Genomic DNA, 16,992 nt, shown 5'->3' with positions numbered 1-16,992 from the left:
ATCAGCTTTCGGTCTGCCTGTTCTCATCGCGGTATCTCCGTCCAAAAGATACTGCACCGGCAAGCAAGACTAATACCAGTTATTTGCAGGACAGGACACTAGTCGGCCGCTTTCAAATAGTGGCCGAAGCCTTCTTCAGTGCCTAAATCGAGCACACCCTCGACACACCCCCTTCTCCCCACGTCGCAAACCCGAGACATGGCTTGATGTCATTCATTCATTCCACTGCTGAAATGCGCATCAAGCACTCCCCGATGAGCGCATGCAATGCGCTGACATTTCTGCTCCCAATCAACTGGTGCACGTTGGCTTGGGCCACGCTCCAGTGAGGCATGCCCTCGGCACACTTGCCGCGGCCCGCAGCGGTGATACGCACGCTCCGAGTGCGCCCGTCAGTACCCGGTCCAAGATCCACCCAACCTGTCGAGATGAGGGGCTTGAGAGTGCGTGTCAGCGTCGATGGAGAGAGCGACATCGTCTCGGCCAGATCGCAGGGGCGCACCGGCCCGTGTGCCAGGACTTCCATCAACAGCCGGTACTGCGTGATTCTGAGACCGACCTTGCTGAGTTCCGCGTCATAGTGCTGCCTGATCAGGCGGGCGAGCTGATGCGCCTTGGTGTCGGTACAGGCTGACCGCTGAAGGCCCGCGGCAGCGATCGCGTGCGTCTGCGGCGCAGAGAGCGTTTGCATTGGCGCACGTGCGCGAGTGGCGCGCCTAGACAACATCGGCTTCGGCTGTCAGGACACCTTGGACGGCTTTGCGGGAGCCTCATCCAGTGCATGCGTCTGGTCGATGAAGCGGCGGCTGGAAGCCAGGATTTCCTTGCGGGTGCGCTCCGACTCGACCGCGCGCGACAGGACCAGTGCGCCGACGCACTGGGCAATCAGCGCCCATGCCGCATCCGGGTCGCCGATGCGCGAACTCCAGCTCTTCTGCAGGCGCTTGAGGCCCTCCTCGACCGCCGCACGCACCTCGGGCCCCGCCCTCGCGATCTCGGGGCCCAGAGCCGGCAGCACGCATCCGGTTTCGGGATGCAGCGCGTGGTACGAACTCAGGTAGCTGCGCAGGCGCTTGGCGACGTGGTCGGGCGGGGAGTCGCGGTCCCCGGCCAGCATGTCGGTGCTGTTGGAGATCTCGTGCTCGAGGAGCTCGGCGAACAGCGCCTCCTTGGACGGGAAATGGCCGTAGAAGGCACCGCCGGTCAGGCCGATGCTCGCCATCAATTCATCGACGCCGGTGGTTCCGAAGCCGTCCTTCTTGGCGATGGCGCGGGCATTCGCGAGCAGCTTCTTGCGGGTTTCCTCTTTGTGGTTTGTCGGATAGCGCATGAATGGGCCTCTACAGATCGTGGAGCACCCATCATAGCATGTCGCTCGTTTGTTAAACGGGCGTAATTCCAACAGTCATCGACCTTCCGGGCGAGGGTTTCTCCCTGCTGCAAACCCACTCCAGCGTGTTGACGCTGCCGTGATTGCAAACCTATAGTTCACCACCGTTTACCAAACGATCGTTATTTAAAGCCAAGCGGATGATCCGATGACCCAACTGACCCAGCTGATCGTGCAAGGCATCTCGAGCGGTGCCATCTACGGACTCGTCGCGCTCGGCCTCGTTCTCAGCTACAAGGCGACCGAGGTCCTCAACTTCGCACAGGGCGACGTGGTGATGCTTTCCGCATTCCTCGGCTGGGGCCTCGTCGTCGCGGCGGGCCTGCCGTTCTGGCTCAGCTTCGTCGTCGTGCTGTGCATCTCGGCCGCGCTCTGCTTCCTGCTCGAAGCGCAGATCATGCGCAGGATCGTCGGCCGTCCGCAGTTCTCGGGTGTCATGCTCACCATCGGGATCGGCTTCATGATCCGCGGCGGCGTCAGCATGTTCTTCGGGCCCGAGTCGCGCAGCTATCCCACGCCGTGGACGGGCCAATCCATGCAGCTCGGCGGCAGCGTGGTGGCCGAGCTCAACCTGGTGATCGTCGGCGCCGCCATGGGCGTGACGGCGCTCCTGTATTACTTCCTGCGCCGCACCACGCTCGGCATCGCCATCCACGCGACGTCGCAGAACCAGTTGGCGGCCTATCTCTGCGGCGTGCGCGTGAAGCGTCTCAACTCGCTGGTGTGGGCCATTTCCGGTGCCATTGCCGCACTGTGCGGGCTGCTGCTCGCGCCCATCACGCTGGTCGACCTGGGCCTGTGGTTCGTCATGCTCAAGGCGCTGGCGGCGCTGGTTCTCGGCGGCTTCGGGAGCGCGCCGGGCGCCGTCATCGGCGGGCTCCTCATCGGCCTCATCGAACAATTCGCGGGCGTCTACCTGCCCGACGGCGTGAAGGACGTTGCGCCCTACCTCGTGCTCATTGCGGTTCTCGTCCTGTATCCGCGCGGGATCCTGGGCGAAAGCCACGGCCGGAGGGTCTGACACCATGGCACGCTACGAAACGGGATTCGAGGACGGCCGGCGGCTGCTGCGCGGCAAGCACGAGCGGCTTGCGTACGGCCTGCTCGCCGTGGCCCTGGTGGCCGCGCCATGGGTGTTGCCGGCCTATCACATCGGCGAGGCGAGTTTCATCCTCATCATGTGCGTCGCGAGCCTCGGCCTCATGATGCTGACCGGCTTCACCGGCCAGGTGTCGCTCGGCCAGTCCGCGTTCGTCGGCATCGGCGCGTACATCCACACCATCCTGTTGACCCAGGGCGTGCCGCTGCCCGTGTCGCTGCTCCTGACCACCGCGGGCGCGGCGCTCGGCGGGCTGCTCGTCGGCATGCCGGCCATCCGTGTGTCGGGGCTGCACCTGGCGATGGTGACCATGGCATTCGCCATCGTGTGCGAGCATGTACTCGGCCGGTGGAAGAGCGTCACCGCGGGGCACAGCGGCATGGCCGTGCCGGACCCGACGCTGTTCGGATTCAGCCTCGGCGGTCCGCGCGCCTTCTACTTCCTTTGCCTGGTGGTGCTGGCGGTGGTCTTGATCCTGCTGGTCAACCTGATGCGCTCCGCCACCGGCCGCGCCTTCATCGGCATCCGCGACTCGGAGGCGGCGGCGCAGGGCCTGGGCATCGACGTCGCGCGCACCAAGGTGCTGGCCTTCAGCCTTTCGGCGGCGTGCTCCGGGCTTGCCGGCGCACTGCTCGCGCACCAGATGCAGCACATCACGCCGGAAGCCTTCGGCCTCGCGCTCTCATTGCAACTCGTACTGATGGTGTTCATCGGCGGACTCGGAAGCCTGCGCGGGGCCATCCTCGGCGCAATCCTGATCGGTCTCCTGCCCTCGTTCATCTCCTCGCTGAAGGAGGCGCTGCCCACCAGGCTCGGCGCGCAGTTCGGGCTGGAGCTTTTCGTCTACGGCGCCGTGCTGACCTTCTTCGTCCTGCTCGAGCCGGGCGGCCTGAACGCCCGTTGGGTGCGCATCCGCAAGGTTCTCGCCGAGTTCCCGTGGGTGCGCAAGAGCAGCGTTCATCAGACCAAGGTCTACATGAAATCGGAGCGCTACCGATGAGCCCCGCATTCTTCGAGGTCGAGCGGCTGAGCCTGTCCTTCGGCGGCGTCAAGGCCGTGCGCGACGTGAGCTTCTCGATTCGCGCGGGCGAGATTCTCGCGGTGATCGGACCGAACGGCGCGGGCAAGACATCGCTCCTGAATCTGATCACGCGCGTGTTCGACGCCAGCAGCGGCAGCATCCGCTTCAACGGCCAGGACATCCTGCGCCTGGCGCGGCACGACGTGGTCCGCCAGGGCATCGCGCGCACGTTCCAGAACATCGAACTGTTCGAAGGCGCGACGGTGCTGGAGAACCTGCTGCTCGGGCGCCATCGCGCGAACCACGGCAACTTCTTCTCGCAGATGTTCAACCTGCCCTGCGTGCAGCGTGCGGAAGCCCACACGCGCGAACGCGTCGAGGACGTCGTGCGCCTGCTGGATCTCGCCGCGTTCCGGCACCGGCCGGTGGCGGAACTGCCCTACGGCGTGCGCAAGGTCGTCGAGCTCGGCCGCGCGCTCGCTGCGGAGCCGCAGCTGCTGCTGCTCGACGAGCCCGCCTCCGGGCTGAACCCTGAGGAGACGCGCAGGCTCGCGTACTGGCTAGAAGACATCCAGGCCGAACTGGGTGTCACCGTGGTCATGGTGGAGCACGACATGTCGCTGGTCGCCGCCGTGGCCAACCGGGTGGTGGTGATGGACCAGGGCCAGGTGCTGACCGATGGCACGCCGGCGCAGGTGCAGGCCGACCCGCGCGTGATTGCGGCTTACCTGGGGACCTGATCTCATGACTTCTCTGCTCTCCGTCCGCAATCTCGAGACCTGGTATGGGCCCGTGCGGGCGCTGCACGGCGTGAGCCTCGAGGTGCAAGCCGCGCAGATCGTCACGGTGCTGGGCGCCAACGGCGCCGGCAAGACGACCTTGCTCAACACCATTGCGGGCGTGCTCGCGCCTTCCAACGGTACGGTCGAGTTCGAGGGCCGGCCGATCGGCGGCAAGGACGCCGATGAGGTCGCTCGCGGCGGCGTGGTGCTGGTTCCCGAGGGCCGCCAGATATTCCCGTTCCTCACCATCGCGGAGAACCTGCGCATGGGCGCATTCGCCCGGAAGGACTCGGAAATCGCGCGCGACATCGAGCAGATGTACGACTGGTTCCCGCGTCTGCGCGAACGCCAGCGCCAGCAGGCGGGCCTGCTTTCCGGCGGCGAGCAGCAGATGCTGGCGATCAGCCGCGCGCTGATGGGACGGCCGCGCCTGCTGCTGCTGGACGAGCCGTCGCTGGGCCTCTCGCCGCTGTTCACCAAGGACATCTTCGCCATCATCCGGCGCATCCGCGAGCAGACCAGGACCGCCGTGCTCGTGGTGGAGCAGAACGCGGCCATCGCGCTGGCCACCGCCGACCACGGCTATGTCATCGAACTGGGGCGCGTGGCTGCCGCCGGAAGCTGCGAGGCCCTCTCGCAGCGCGAAGACATCAAGGAGTTTTACCTGGGTGGTGCTTCGCACCACCTGCCGCAAGGCGTCGCTGGCGGGATCCGGCCGGCACGGCGACGCCCTTCCTGGAACTGAGAAAAGGACCCTGCCATGACACTCGATCGCCGAACCCTTCTGAAGACAAGCCTGGCCGCCGTGGCGCCGGGCGCCCTGTGGACGACATCCGCGCGCGCAGCCGCGGCGGGTGTCGGCGACAAGGAGCTCGTCCTGGGCACGCACCTGGACCTTTCCGGGCCGGTGGCGATCGCCATGCCCGTGATCCGCAACGGCATCCAGATGCGCATCGACGAGGCCAACGAGGCCGGCGGCATCAACGGCCGCAAGCTCCGGCTCGTGATCGAGGACAACGCGAGCCAGCCCTCGCAAGCGGTGCGCGCCGTGGACAAGCTGATCCGCAAGGACGAAGTCTTCGCCCTCCTCTGCCCGTTCGGTTCCGGACCGAACGTGGCCACGGTCAAGAAGGCGGTGGACGCCGGCGTGGTCTGTTTCGCGCCGTATGCTGCCTCCGGCCTGGTGCGCCAGGCGGCCGGGCAGACGCCGCTGCTCTTCACGACCAACCTCAACTACGACAGCACGACGTCTGCGGCCGTGAAGTGGGCCACCGGCAACCTCGGCAGCAAGAAGGTCGGGTTCATCTACCAGGAGGGCCCGTTCGGCGACCTGGTCGGCAAGGGCGTGAAGGCGGCGCTCGCAGCCAAGGGCGCGCCACTTGCGGCAGAAGCCAGCTACAAGGTCGGCGATCTCGATTTCTCCTCGCACGTTGCACGCATGCAGGCCGCAGGCGTGGACCTGATCGTCTGCGCGACCACCACGCGCGAGACCATCGCCGTGGCGGCCGAGGTGAAGAAGCTCGGCCTGGCTGGCGTCAACGTGCTGACCGCCAGCCCGGGCCGTGCCGGCCTCACCATCGCCCTCGGCAAGGACGCGATGGAAGGCGTGTACGGCGTCGGCACCTGGCGCATCGCGACGCCCGACCAGGCCACCGCCGCCGAGAAGTCGTGGGCCGAGGGCTACCGCAAACGTTTCAAGGCGGAGCCGGACGACGTGGCCGCTGCCTTCTACGACTACACCAGCTGGTTCCTGCAGGAAGTGCGCAATGCGGGCCGCGACCTGACGACCGACAAGCTGGTGAAGGCGCTGCAGGCATCCACTTTCAAGGGCGTGTCTTCGTACGACACGCAGCGCTTCGCCAACAACCACATCGACCCGGAATGGACCCGGGTCGAACAGGTCGTGCAGGGCCGCTGGACCGCACGGTCGAGCGTGGTCGATCCGGCCAAGAGCGCCCTGTGATTCACGTGTCGGCATCGCTGGCCGCGGACGAGGCGCGCCTCGCGACGCTGCCCCAGCTGTGGCGGCGCCGCTGCGCCGAATGGGGCGACAGGCCTGCGCTGCGCCACAAGGAGCGCGGCATCTGGCAGGGGCTGTCCTGGAGCGGCTATTTCAGCGAGGCGCGGGCCATCGGGCTGGCCCTGGCCGAGGCCGGGCTGCAGGCCGGCGAGGTGGTCTCCATCCTTTCGGACAACCGGCCCCGGTGGCTGGTTGTCGACATGGCCGCGCAGGCCATGGGTTTCGTGTCCCACGGCATGTACCCGTGCAGCACGGCCGCGCAGGTGGGGAATGCGCTCGCCGAGGCGGGGTCGCGCGTGGTCTTCGTGGAGAACGCCGACCAGCTGGTGAAGGTGCTTGCGGTGCGCGACACCTGCCCCGAGCTGCGCCACATCGTGGTGCTCGAGACACGCGGGCTGCTGCGCTTCACCGACCCGCAGGTCAGCGCCTACGACGAATGGCATGCCCGCGGCGTGCAAGCCGCCGCCCGGGAACCGGCGCTGTTCGACAGCCGGATCGATGCGGGCTCGGGAGACCAGATTGGGTTCCTGGCGGCCACGGCAGGCAGCACCGGCCCGGCGCGGCTGGTGGCACGGCGGCAGCATGAGTTCCTGCGGGAAGTGCGCGTCATGAGCCATTGGCTGCAGCTGCGCCCGGGAGACCGGGCCCTGTCGATCATGTCGCTCGCGCACTATGGCGAACGCATGCTGGCCCAGAAGTCCATGCTCATGCATGAAGCCCTGCTCCACTTGCCGGAGAACGGGGCCACGGTGTTCAACGACATGGGCGAGGTCGAGCCGCATTTCCTGTTCGCAGCCCCGCGCTTCTTCGAAAAGCTGCAAGGCATGACGGAGCTGTTCATGCAGGAAGCCGTGCCTTCTGCCCGCAGCGCGTACGCCGCGTGCCTTGCGCCGCGCCGGCCGGGCTGGCTGCAGCGCAAGACGCGCGGGCGCATACGTTCGGCCCTGGGCCTTTGCAACGTGCGCGTCGCGCTCGCGAGCGGTGCTTCCAGTCCGGCGCAGGTCGCCGACTGGTTCGACGCCATCGGCGTTCCGATGCTCGACTGCTACGGCATGGCCGAGGCCGGCTTCTGCAGGATCGTTCCCGCCAGCAGCTCGCAGGAGGCCGCGTCCGCCCCCATCGAAACAGGCACGCAGCTGAAGCTCGCACCCGACGGCGAAGTGCTGGTGCGCGGCCCGGTCTCGCGCCCGGCCTATTGGGTGCGCGGAAAACCGGCCGCTGCCGCATCCCTTGCGGACGGCTGGCTGCGCACCGGCGACCTGGGGCGGGTCGACGAACACGCCCGCTTGCACCTGCTGGGCCGCGTGCGCGCGCGGTCCATCGGAACACGCGGCGAATCCATCAGCCCGGAGATCGCGGAAGACGCATTCCGGCTCAGTGCCTACATCGCCGATGCGATCGTCGTTCCGGCGGAAGACGGGCATTCCGCGGCACTGCTCGCGCTCGACGAGGAGCGCATCAGGAAGCACGCGCAGCAGCACCGGCTGCCCTTCACCGACTACGCCAGCCTGCTCGGCCTGCCCGAGATCAGCGCGCTCATCGCGGCGCAGGTGGAGATCGCGAACGGGCGCCTGCCCGAAGCCCATCGCGTGCGCACCATTCGCGTCATCCCGCGCTCGCTGCACCAGGGCGACGAAGAACTCACGCCCGCAATGCGCCTGAACCGCTCGGTCGTGACGAGCCGCTACGCCAACCTTTTCACCGAACCCCTTGGAGTCTGAACTATGAGAGAAGCCGTCATCGTTTCCACCGCACGCACGGGCATCGGCCGCGCGTTCCGCGGCGCATTGAACAACATCAAGTCCCCCACCCTGATGGGCCACGCGATCCAGCACGCCGTGCAGCGGGCAGGCATCAATCCCGGCGAGGTGGAGGACGTGGTCATCGGCAGCGCGATGGCCGCCGGCACCGCGGGCATGAACATCGGACGCCTTGCGGCGCTCGCGGCGGGACTGCCGCAGTCGGTGCCGGGCCAGACCATGGATCGGCAATGCGCCTCGGGCCTGATGGCCATCGCGACGGCGGCCAAGCAGATCATCGTCGACGGCATGGACGTGACCGTGGGCGGGGGGCAGGAGAACATTTCCGCCGTGCAGAACCCGTTCGTCAAGTGGGTGGGTGAAGAGGCCGACCCGCTGCTCATCGCGCGCGTGCAGCACGCCTATATCCCGATGCTCAACACGGCCGAGATCGTGGCAAAGAAATACGGCATCTCGCGCGAGGCGCAAGACGCCTATTCCGCGGAAGCGCAGCGCCGCACCGCGCTCGCGCAGGAGCGCCACCTGTTCGACGACGAGATCGTGCCGATCACCGCAAGCATGGCCCTGGCCGACAAGCAGACGGGCACGGTCAGCTTGCGCGACGTGACCCTGGACCGCGATGAAGGCAACCGCCCCGACACCACGCTCGAAGGTCTTTCCAAGCTCAAGCCCGTCATCGAAGGCGGCGTCATCACCGCGGGCAATTCAAGCCAGCTGTCGGATGGCGCGTCGGCCTGCGTGCTGGTGGAGCGCGCGGTCGCCGAGCGCCGCGGGCTCAAGGCGCTGGGCACGTACCGCGGCATCGCGGTGGCCGGGCTCGCGCCGGAAGAAATGGGCATCGGCCCGGTCCTGGCGGTGCCCAAGCTGCTGAAGACCCACGGGCTCAAGGTGAGCGACATCGGCCTGTGGGAATTGAACGAGGCCTTTGCCTGCCAAGTGCTGTACTCGCGCGACCGCCTGGGCATCGATCCGGAAAAGCTGAACGTCAACGGCGGCGGCATCACGATCGGCCACCCCTACGGCATGACGGGCTCGCGTCTGGTCGGGCATGCGCTGATCGAAGGCAAGCGGCGCCGCGCGCGCTTCGTCGTGGTGACGATGTGCGTCGGCGGCGGTATGGGTGCCGCGGGCCTGTTCGAAGTGGCCTGACGCAAGGAGCAGCACCATGACCTACCAGATCCCGCTGCGTGACATTCAATTCGTCTTGCACGAACTGCTCCAGGTGCCGGCCATGCTGGAAGCCTACGGCGAGCCGGAGCTCGATGGCGAGACCATCGACCAGGTGCTCGCCGCGGCCGGCCAGTTCGCGTCCGAGGTGATCGCGCCGCTCAACGGGCCCGGCGACGAGCACGGGTGCAGCATGCCCTCGCCCGGCGTGGTGCAGACCCCGCCCGGCTTCAAGAAGGCGTACGACGAGTTCACCAAGAACGGCTGGGCCGGCCTGGCGTGCAGCCCCGAGTTCGGCGGCCAGGGCTTTCCTTCGGTCGTGGCCAATGCGGTCTACGAAGTCTTCGGCGGCGCGAACATGGCGTGGGCCTCCTACCCCGGCATGTCGCATGCCACCTATGTGAACGTGGCGGCCAACGGGTCGGAGGAACAGAAGGCGCTCTACCTGCCGAAAATCGCCTCGGGCGAATGGGCCGGCACCATGTGCCTGACCGAGCCCAACGCGGGCACCGACCTGGGCCTGATGCGCACCCGTGCCGTGGCGCAGCCCGACGGCAGCTACCGCATCACAGGCAGCAAGATCTTCATCTCGGGCGGCGAGCAGGACCTGACCGGCAACATCATGCACCTGGTGCTCGCGCGCATCACCGATGCGCCGCCCGGCGTGAAGGGCATCTCTCTTTTCATCGTGCCGAAATTCATTCCCGATGCGAACGGCGCGGCCGGCGCACGCAATGCGGTGGTCTGCGGCTCCATCGAGCACAAGCTGGGCATCCACGGCAACTCGACCTGCACCATCAACTTCGACGGTGCAACCGGCTGGCTGCTGGGCGCGCCCAACAAGGGGCTGGCGGGCATGTTCGTGCAGATGAACCACATGCGCGTGCTGGTCGGCATGATCGCCATCGGCCTGATGGAAGCGGCCTACCAGAAGGCCCTGGGCTATGCGAAGGAGCGCCTGCAGGGCCGCGCCAGCGGCCCCAGATCGTCCGGCGAAGCGGCGGACCCGATCATCGGGCATGCCGACGTGCGCCGGATGCTGCTCACGCAGAAGGCGAACATCGAGGGCGCGCGCGCCCTGGCGCTGTGGGCCGCGCAGCTGAGCGATCTTCAGCGTCTTCATCCCGATGCGGCCAAGCGCAGCGAGACGGCCGAACTGCTGGGCCTTTTGACCCCGCTCGTGAAGGCGCTGTCGAGCGACCTTGCGGTGGAATGCACGCTGCTCGCGATGCAGGTGTTCGGCGGGCACGGCTACATCCGCGAGAACGGCGTGGAGCAGCATCTGCGCGACGTGCGCATCGTGGGCCTCTACGAGGGAACGAACGGCGTGCAGGCCATGGACCTGCTCGGCCGCAAGGTGCTGGCCGACCAGGGCCGGCAGATGGGCGCCTTCCTGGACATGGCCGGCGCATTTGCCGAGGCGTGCAGCCCGCGCGAGGCGATGCGCGAGTTCGCGCAGCCGCTCGCCGGGCTGGTCACCGACATCAGGCAGCTCACGGGCGAGCTGGTGGCGACGTCGGCCCAGGACCCGCACGCCGCAGGCGCCGCCGCTGCGCCCTATCTGCGCCTGGTCGGGCACCTGGCGCTTGCGTGGAGCTGGGCGCGCATGGCCGAGGTGGCGTTCAGGAACGCCGGCTCCACCGACCCGATCTATGCATCGAAGATCGCGACGGCCCGCTTCTACTTCCAGCGGCTGCTGCCGCAGACGGCAGCGCTGTGCGGCGAGATCCGGGCGGGATCGTCCGCATTGATGGAACCGGCCATCGATCTTTTCTGAACGCGCGGCATGTACCACCTGAGCCGCTTCGCAGCTGCCACGCCCGGCAAGGTGGCGGTGCACTTTCTCGAATCGGGCGAGGCATTCAGCTTCCTGCAACTGGAACGTGAGGCGAACCGGGCGGCCAACGCGTTGCTGTCGCTCGGCCTGAAGCGGAACGACTGCATCGTGCTGTGCATCGAGAACGCGCCGGCGTTGCTCTTTCTTGCGCTCGGCGCGCAGCGCATCGGGCTGTACTACGTGCTCGCCTCGACGCGGCTGTCGGCCGCGGATTTCGAATACATCGTGAAGGATTCGGGGGCATCGGTCGCCGTCGTGTCCTCGGCCTGCATGAGCGCCGAAACGGCTTCGTCGCTGGACCTCGGCAGCGCACGGCGCGTCGGCATCGGCTTTGCGGATCCGGCCATCGAATCCTGGGAGCCGCGTTTTCTGGCGGCGCCGAGCGGGCTGCCGCCCGTGCTCGCGCCAGGACGCGAGATGCTGTATTCATCCGGCACGACCGGCCGGCCCAAGGGCGTGCGCAAGCCGCCCTTCGAAGGCGACTTCGATGCGGTCGACAACCGCAACGCCGCGGTGGCGCGGTCGTTCGCGCTCGACGCCTCCTCGGTCTACCTGTCCACTTCGCCGCTCTATCACAGCGCGCCGAACCGGTTCGTGTCGGCGGCCATCCATGCCGGCGCCACCAGCGTCGTGATGGCAAAGTTCGATGCCGAGCGCGCGCTCGCCGCCATCGCGCATTTCGGATGCACCCATTCGCTCTGGGTGCCGACCATGTTCCACCGCCTGCTGCGCCTGCAAGCGGAGGTACGCAGCCGCTACAGCATGGCCTCCATGCGCTACGCCGTCCACGGCGCGGCGCCCTGCCCGGTGCACGTCAAGCAGGCGATGATCGACTGGTGGGGCCCGGTCCTGCATGAGTACTACTCGGGCACCGAAGGCATCGGAGCCACGGCCATCAGCTCGCGCGAATGGCTCGATCACAAGGGCTCGGTCGGACGTGCGACCGACGGCATCCTCCACATCCTGGACGACGCCGGCCGGGAACTGTCGCCGGGCGAGACCGGGAACGTCTACTTCGAGAGCGATGCCCAGTTCGAGTACTGGAACGATCCGGTCAAGACCCGCGCAGCGATGAGTCCGCAGGGCTGGCGGTCCTTCGGCGACATCGGCCATCTCGATCGCGAAGGCTACCTCTACCTGACGGACCGCAAGGACTTTGTCATCATCTCGGGCGGCGTCAACATCTACCCGCAGGAGATCGAGGACGTGCTGCTGCAGGACCCCCGCGTTGCGGATGCCGCGGTCTTCGGGGTGCCGAACGAGGAATACGGCGAGGAGGTCAAAGCCGTCATCCAGCCGGCGCATCCGGATTTCACGGGCACGGCGATCGCCGACGCGCTGAAGGCCCGCTGCCTCGAGCTGCTCGGTCCGCTCAGGGTGCCCCGGAGCATCGATTTCGAGCTCGATTTTCCCCGGCATGCGACCGGCAAGCTCTACAAGAAATTGCTGCGCGACCGCTACCTGGCCTAGAGGGTGCGAGTCGCCGACCCGCTTCGCGGCGAGCCGGCGGATGTCCAGGGCTAGGCCAGCGCAGGCTCCAGGAACCCGGCAAGGCGTCGGGCAATCAACTGATCCGCCTCGTCCATGATGCGATCGATCAGTTCGCGCACGGTGGGAATGTCGCGGATCAGACCGACGACCATGCCGCAGCTCCAGGCGCCGGCGTCCATCTTGCCTTCGACCATGACGCGCGGGTAGACACCTGCGACCTGCTCCAGGATGTCCTCGAACTTCAGGTCCGGCCCCTTCTCCTTCTCGATCTGGATCAATTGCTCGACGGATGAATTGGTCAGGACGCGCTCGGTGTTGCGCAGGCCGCGCATCACGAGCCTCGTGTCGAGCTCCGTTGCCGCGACGATCGCGTCCTTCACGTTCTGGTGAACCGGCGCTTCCTGGGTCGCCACGAACCGGGTGCCCATGTTCATCCCCTCCGCGCCCAGCGCCAGCGCCGCCACCAAGCTGCGCGCGTCGGCCATGCCGCCGGAGGCGACGAACGGGATCTTCAGCTCCTCGGCCGCGCGCGGCAGCAGGATCATGTTCGGCAGGTCGTCCTCGCCCGGGTGGCCCCCACACTCGAAGCCGTCCACGCTCACGGCGTCGCATCCGATCGCTTCGGCCTTCAGCGCGTGCCGCACCGAGGTGCACTTGTGGATCACCTTGATGCCCGCCTTCTTGAGCGCGGGCATGTAGGCCTCGGGGCTGCGCCCCGCGGTCTCGACGATGCGAACGCCGCCTTCCGCGATGGCCGCGATGTATTCCGGGTACGGCGGCGAAGACAGGGTCGGCAGGAACGTGAGGTTCACGCCGAAGGGCTGGTCCGTCATGTCGCGGCAGCGGGCGATTTCCTTGGCCAGCAGCTCGGGCGTCCTCTGCGTCAGCCCGGTGATGAGCCCGAGGCCGCCGGCATTGGAGACGGCGGCGGCCAGTTCCGCGAAGCCGACGTAGTGCATGCCGCCCTGGATGATCGGGTGGCGGATGCCGAAGAGTTCAGTGATGCGTGTTTTCATGTTTCACCAGGTTTCCATGTAGGGACGAAGGTCCATCTCGAACGTCCATGCGTCTCGAGGCTGGGTGTGCAGGTACCAGTAGTTCTCCGCGATGTGCTCGGGGTTCAGGATGCCGCCCTGCTCTTTCAGCGCGTAGCGTTCGGGGAAGTTGCTGCGGATGAACTCCGTGTCGATTGCGCCGTCGACCACGATATGCGCCACGTGGATGCCGCGCGGGCCGAGTTCGCGCGCCATGCTCTGGGCCAGCGCGCGCAGCGCATGCTTGGCACCGGCAAAGGCCGAGAAATTCGCTGAGCCGCGAGTCCCTGCCGTCGCGCCGGTGAAGAGAATCGTGCCACGCCCCCGCTCGACCATCCTGCGGGCGACCTCGCGCGCATTCAGGAAGGCGCTGAAAGCGGCCATCTCCCAGATCTTCATGTACTTGCGCCCGGTCTCCTCCAGGATGCTGCTGGGCACGTTGGCGCCGATGTTGAACACCATCACCTCGATCGGGCCGCGCTCCTTCTCGATCTGGTCGACGAGGGCCACGACCTCTTCCTCCTTGCGCGCATCGCTGCCGTAGCCGAACGCCTGGCCGCCGGCCGCGCGGATGCGCTGGACGGCCGGCTCCAGCTTGTCGGCCGAGCGCCGCGTCAGGCACGCGACGTAGCCCTCGCGGGCGAAGCGCGCGCCGATCGCGCTGCCGGTGGCGTCGCCTGCGCCGACGACGAAAGCCACGCCGCGGTGGTTGGCTGATGGGTCCATACGGTCTCCTTTAAAAAACGCCCGTTAAGTCATCGTACGTTAATCAGTAAACGTTCGTTTGTCAATCGAAGAAGAACCCAGTGAAACCCCGTTGACGGAACTCCATTAATCACATAGCGTCCGTTTACCAAACGTTCGTTAACTTAAAGGAGTCATGAATGCGCAAGTCGGTTGATTTTTTCTTCGATGTCGGCAGCCCCTCGTCGTACCTCGCGTGGACGCAGTTGCCTGGCCTGTGCGCCAGCCATGGCGCCGACCTCGTCTACCGGCCGATGCTGCTGGGCGGCGTCTACCAGGCCACGGGCAACGCCTCGCCTGCCACCATTCCCGTCAAGGGGCGTTATACGCAGATGGACTACGAGCGCCATGCGCGCCGCTATGGCGTGCCGTTCCAGGGCAATCCGCACTTCCCGGTCATCACGCTGTTCCTCATGCGCGCGGTTACCGGCATTCAGCTGCGCCGCCCCGAGCAGCTGCAGCAATTGCTGGGCTGCGTGTTCAAGGCTCTCTGGATCGACGCGCTCAACCTGAACGATGCGCAACTCACGGCCCGCATCCTGACCGAAGGCGGGTTCGAACCCGCGGAGATCGATCGCCTGACGCAGGACGCCGAGATCAAGGCCGCCCTGAAGGCCACGACGCAAGAAGCCGTCGAGCGCGGCGTGTTCGGCGCGCCCACGCTCTTCGTCGGCGACCAGATGTTTTTCGGCCAGGACCGGATGGACTTCGTTCGCGAAGCGCTGTCGTGAGCCCCCCAGATCGCACGAAGGAAATCACATGGAACATCGACTCTGGCATGCCTCCTACCCCACAGGGCTTCCCCACGACGTCTTCCTCGACGAAAGTGAAACCCTCGTCACCTTGCTCGAGCGGGCTTTCACAAGGCACGCCGCCAGAACGGCAGTGAGCTGCGCGGGTGAATCGCTGAGCTTCGCCCAGGTCGAACATGCGTCGGCGCTACTCGCGCGGTCCCTGCAAGCGGCCGGGCTCAAGCGCGGTGACAGGGTCGCCCTTCTGCTGCACAACAACCTCATCTACCCCGTGGCTTTGGCCGCCATCCTGCGCGCGGGCATGGTGGGGGTGACCATGAACCCGCTCTACACGGCACGCGAACTGGCGTACCAACTGGCCGATTCGGGGGCGTCCGCACTGGTGGCTGCCGAGCCGTTCATGGGTGTGGTCACCGAGGTCCTCGGCCAGACACAGCTTCGGTATGTCATGACCGTGCCGATGCAACAGGTGAAGCAAGCATTGTTCGCGACGGGCGGCGATGCAGGTGCGCCAGCTGCGAACGATGGGCCTCGCGTCGTCGGTTTGCGCGACGCGACCGCCGCGCTACCGGACGCCGACTTCGCCAGCGAGCACGTGCGCCCCTCCGACCTGGCTTTTCTGCAGTACACCGGCGGCACGACGGGTGTTTCCAAGGGCGCTTGCCTGACACACCGTAGCGTGCTTGCCAGCTCGCTGCAGATGCGGTCATGGCTGGGGTTGGCACTCGACATCGACAACTTTGAGATCGTAACGCCGTTGCCGCTGTATCACATCTTTCCGCTCGGGATGGCTTTGACGGCCCTTGCCAGCGGCGCTCACAACCGCTTGGTCGTCAATCCGCGCGACGCCCAGGCGCTTTGCGCCGAACTCGAGCGGGCGCCCTTCGACATGCTGATAGGCGTCAACACGATGTTCAATGCCTTGGTGGCGTTGCCCGAGCTGTCCGGCATCGACTTCTCCCGCTGCAACGTGGTCATCGGCGCCGGCGCCTCGATCCAGGCGGCCGTTGCAGCCAAGTGGGTTGCGGCCGGCGGCCCACCCATCACCGAGGCCTATGGGCTTACTGAAACGTCGCCCAGCGTTACCTTCAATGCGCCGGGGCGCAACGGCACCATCGGCGCGCCTGTGCCGTCGACGGACGTTCTCATCGTCGACGAGGCGGGCGAACCGGTGCCGCTCGGCACGCCGGGTGAACTGCTGATCAAGGGCCCGCAGGTCTTCGCGGGCTACTGGAATCGCGGGGAGGAAACGCGCAGGTCTTTCACGCCGGACGGCTGGTTCAAGACCGGCGACATCGTCACCATGGATGCGCAAGGCCTGATGTACATCGTCGACCGGAAGAAGGACATGATCCTGGTCTCCGGCTTCAATGTCTACCCGAACGAAATCGAAGGCGTGGTCGCCATGCACCCGGACGTGCTCGAATGCGCGTGCGTCGGGGTGCCTGACGAGCGCTCGGCGGAGGCCCCCCATCTCTTCGTCGTCCGCCGCGTACCTGGGCTGAGGGCGGAAGAGTTGGAAGCACATTGCCGCAAGCTCCTTGCCGCATACAAGGTGCCTCGCCACATCACGTTCCTCGAGTCGCTGCCCAAATCAGCAGTGGGAAAAATTCTGCGCAAAGAACTGAGGCCAATTTCCAGCGGTGCCACGGACGCGGCACCCAAGGTTGAAGTCGCCGGATGAGTAGCTGAATCGACGTGTGTACGCGGTTTTTTCGACTGGAGTGCTGGACCGACGTGGCCGCGCTGCAGATGCATTTTCAAGTCTGGAGAGCATCCCATTCTTGGGGGTGTGCAATGCCTTCGGAGACGGCATCCGCTCCCGTGAAGAAAGCGCATTGAGCTCCTGCGGCGGTCCGATCCACTCTGGCAGAACGCGTACCAAGCGGCGCGCC

At 66.6% G+C, this 16,992-nt stretch carries 15 protein-coding genes; 11 read left to right on the top strand and 4 right to left on the bottom strand.

What is annotated here, in order from left to right; genetic code table 11:
* Positions 1–217: 217 nt before the first annotated feature.
* Together BLS74_RS32960 and BLS74_RS32955 are read right to left on the bottom strand one after the other, a co-directional pair.
* Complete coding sequence (locus tag BLS74_RS32960) at positions 218–691, bottom strand: MarR family winged helix-turn-helix transcriptional regulator (RefSeq protein ID WP_093112164.1); 474 nt, start codon at positions 689–691, stop codon at positions 218–220.
* A gap of 48 nt (positions 692–739) precedes the next feature.
* Positions 740–1,330 (bottom strand): TetR/AcrR family transcriptional regulator, encoded by a 591-nt coding sequence (locus BLS74_RS32955; RefSeq protein ID WP_093112162.1) that lies wholly within the window; start codon positions 1,328–1,330, stop codon positions 740–742.
* 208 nt (positions 1,331–1,538) lie between these two features.
* Here BLS74_RS32955 and BLS74_RS32950 point away from each other — a divergent pair, with 208 nt between their 5' ends.
* Genes BLS74_RS32950 through BLS74_RS32910 form a run of 9 tightly spaced genes read left to right on the top strand, consistent with a single transcriptional unit; the run spans position 1,539 to position 12,546 of the window.
* Positions 1,539–2,411 carry a branched-chain amino acid ABC transporter permease gene (locus tag BLS74_RS32950; protein WP_093112160.1) on the top strand — a complete coding sequence of 291 codons (873 nt, stop codon included), beginning with the start codon at positions 1,539–1,541 and terminating at the stop codon, positions 2,409–2,411.
* 4 nt (positions 2,412–2,415) lie between these two features.
* Positions 2,416–3,489: a branched-chain amino acid ABC transporter permease gene (locus BLS74_RS32945; protein ID WP_093112158.1), complete on the top strand. Its 1,074-nt coding sequence runs from the start codon at positions 2,416–2,418 to the stop codon at positions 3,487–3,489.
* Positions 3,486–4,250 carry an ABC transporter ATP-binding protein gene (locus BLS74_RS32940; protein ID WP_093112156.1) on the top strand — a complete coding sequence of 255 codons (765 nt, stop codon included), beginning with the start codon at positions 3,486–3,488 and terminating at the stop codon, positions 4,248–4,250. The genes BLS74_RS32945 and BLS74_RS32940 overlap by 4 nt, the downstream gene beginning before the upstream one ends.
* A 4-nt stretch (positions 4,251–4,254) precedes the next feature.
* Entirely contained in the window at positions 4,255–5,037 is a 783-nt protein-coding gene (locus BLS74_RS32935) for an ABC transporter ATP-binding protein (RefSeq protein ID WP_093112154.1), read from the top strand.
* A gap of 15 nt (positions 5,038–5,052) precedes the next feature.
* Positions 5,053–6,255 carry an ABC transporter substrate-binding protein gene (locus tag BLS74_RS32930; RefSeq protein ID WP_093112152.1) on the top strand — a complete coding sequence of 401 codons (1,203 nt, stop codon included), beginning with the start codon at positions 5,053–5,055 and terminating at the stop codon, positions 6,253–6,255.
* Positions 6,252–8,033 (top strand): AMP-dependent synthetase/ligase, encoded by a 1,782-nt coding sequence (locus tag BLS74_RS32925; protein ID WP_170855807.1) that lies wholly within the window; start codon positions 6,252–6,254, stop codon positions 8,031–8,033. Before BLS74_RS32930 ends, BLS74_RS32925 begins: the two co-directional genes overlap by 4 nt.
* Positions 8,034–8,036: 3 nt before the next feature.
* A complete protein-coding gene (locus BLS74_RS32920; RefSeq protein ID WP_093112148.1) occupies positions 8,037–9,221 on the top strand; it encodes an acetyl-CoA C-acyltransferase in 1,185 nt (394 codons plus the stop codon).
* A 16-nt stretch (positions 9,222–9,237) separates the two neighbouring features.
* Positions 9,238–11,016: an acyl-CoA dehydrogenase C-terminal domain-containing protein gene (locus BLS74_RS32915; RefSeq protein ID WP_093112147.1), complete on the top strand. Its 1,779-nt coding sequence runs from the start codon at positions 9,238–9,240 to the stop codon at positions 11,014–11,016.
* A gap of 9 nt (positions 11,017–11,025) precedes the next feature.
* Entirely contained in the window at positions 11,026–12,546 is a 1,521-nt protein-coding gene (locus BLS74_RS32910) for an AMP-binding protein (RefSeq protein ID WP_093112144.1), read from the top strand.
* A 50-nt stretch (positions 12,547–12,596) separates the two neighbouring features.
* Here BLS74_RS32910 and BLS74_RS32905 read toward each other — a convergent pair whose 3' ends face one another.
* Both BLS74_RS32905 and BLS74_RS32900 read right to left on the bottom strand, forming a co-directional pair.
* On the bottom strand, positions 12,597–13,583 hold the full coding sequence (locus tag BLS74_RS32905) for an NAD(P)H-dependent flavin oxidoreductase (RefSeq protein ID WP_093112142.1): 987 nt from the start codon (positions 13,581–13,583) through the stop codon (positions 12,597–12,599).
* A gap of 3 nt (positions 13,584–13,586) precedes the next feature.
* Positions 13,587–14,327, bottom strand: coding sequence for an SDR family oxidoreductase (locus tag BLS74_RS32900; RefSeq protein WP_093112140.1), 741 nt, complete (start codon positions 14,325–14,327; stop codon positions 13,587–13,589).
* Positions 14,328–14,485: 158 nt separating this feature from the next.
* Between BLS74_RS32900 and BLS74_RS32895 the strand changes: the two genes are divergently transcribed.
* Both BLS74_RS32895 and BLS74_RS32890 read left to right on the top strand, forming a co-directional pair.
* Entirely contained in the window at positions 14,486–15,076 is a 591-nt protein-coding gene (locus tag BLS74_RS32895; RefSeq protein ID WP_093112138.1) for a 2-hydroxychromene-2-carboxylate isomerase, read from the top strand.
* Positions 15,077–15,104: 28 nt separating this feature from the next.
* Positions 15,105–16,781, top strand: coding sequence for an AMP-binding protein (locus BLS74_RS32890; RefSeq protein ID WP_093112136.1), 1,677 nt, complete (start codon positions 15,105–15,107; stop codon positions 16,779–16,781).
* Positions 16,782–16,992: the final 211 nt, after the last annotated feature.

It is taken from the genome of Variovorax sp. CF079, from assembly GCF_900101545.1.
Classification (GTDB): Bacteria; Pseudomonadota; Gammaproteobacteria; order Burkholderiales; family Burkholderiaceae_C; genus Variovorax.
This window is presented reverse-complemented; position numbering and strand designations above follow the sequence as displayed.

Coding starts and splice junctions, on each gene's coding strand:
- BLS74_RS32960 (WP_093112164.1), bottom strand. CDS start 691: ATGCAAACGCTCTCTGCGCCGCAGACGCACGCGATCGCTGCCGCGGGC.
- BLS74_RS32955 (WP_093112162.1), bottom strand. CDS start 1,330: ATGCGCTATCCGACAAACCACAAAGAGGAAACCCGCAAGAAGCTGCTC.
- BLS74_RS32950 (WP_093112160.1), top strand. CDS start 1,539: ATGACCCAACTGACCCAGCTGATCGTGCAAGGCATCTCGAGCGGTGCC.
- BLS74_RS32945 (WP_093112158.1), top strand. CDS start 2,416: ATGGCACGCTACGAAACGGGATTCGAGGACGGCCGGCGGCTGCTGCGC.
- BLS74_RS32940 (WP_093112156.1), top strand. CDS start 3,486: ATGAGCCCCGCATTCTTCGAGGTCGAGCGGCTGAGCCTGTCCTTCGGC.
- BLS74_RS32935 (WP_093112154.1), top strand. CDS start 4,255: ATGACTTCTCTGCTCTCCGTCCGCAATCTCGAGACCTGGTATGGGCCC.
- BLS74_RS32930 (WP_093112152.1), top strand. CDS start 5,053: ATGACACTCGATCGCCGAACCCTTCTGAAGACAAGCCTGGCCGCCGTG.
- BLS74_RS32920 (WP_093112148.1), top strand. CDS start 8,037: ATGAGAGAAGCCGTCATCGTTTCCACCGCACGCACGGGCATCGGCCGC.
- BLS74_RS32915 (WP_093112147.1), top strand. CDS start 9,238: ATGACCTACCAGATCCCGCTGCGTGACATTCAATTCGTCTTGCACGAA.
- BLS74_RS32910 (WP_093112144.1), top strand. CDS start 11,026: ATGTACCACCTGAGCCGCTTCGCAGCTGCCACGCCCGGCAAGGTGGCG.
- BLS74_RS32905 (WP_093112142.1), bottom strand. CDS start 13,583: ATGAAAACACGCATCACTGAACTCTTCGGCATCCGCCACCCGATCATC.
- BLS74_RS32900 (WP_093112140.1), bottom strand. CDS start 14,327: ATGGACCCATCAGCCAACCACCGCGGCGTGGCTTTCGTCGTCGGCGCA.
- BLS74_RS32895 (WP_093112138.1), top strand. CDS start 14,486: ATGCGCAAGTCGGTTGATTTTTTCTTCGATGTCGGCAGCCCCTCGTCG.
- BLS74_RS32890 (WP_093112136.1), top strand. CDS start 15,105: ATGGAACATCGACTCTGGCATGCCTCCTACCCCACAGGGCTTCCCCAC.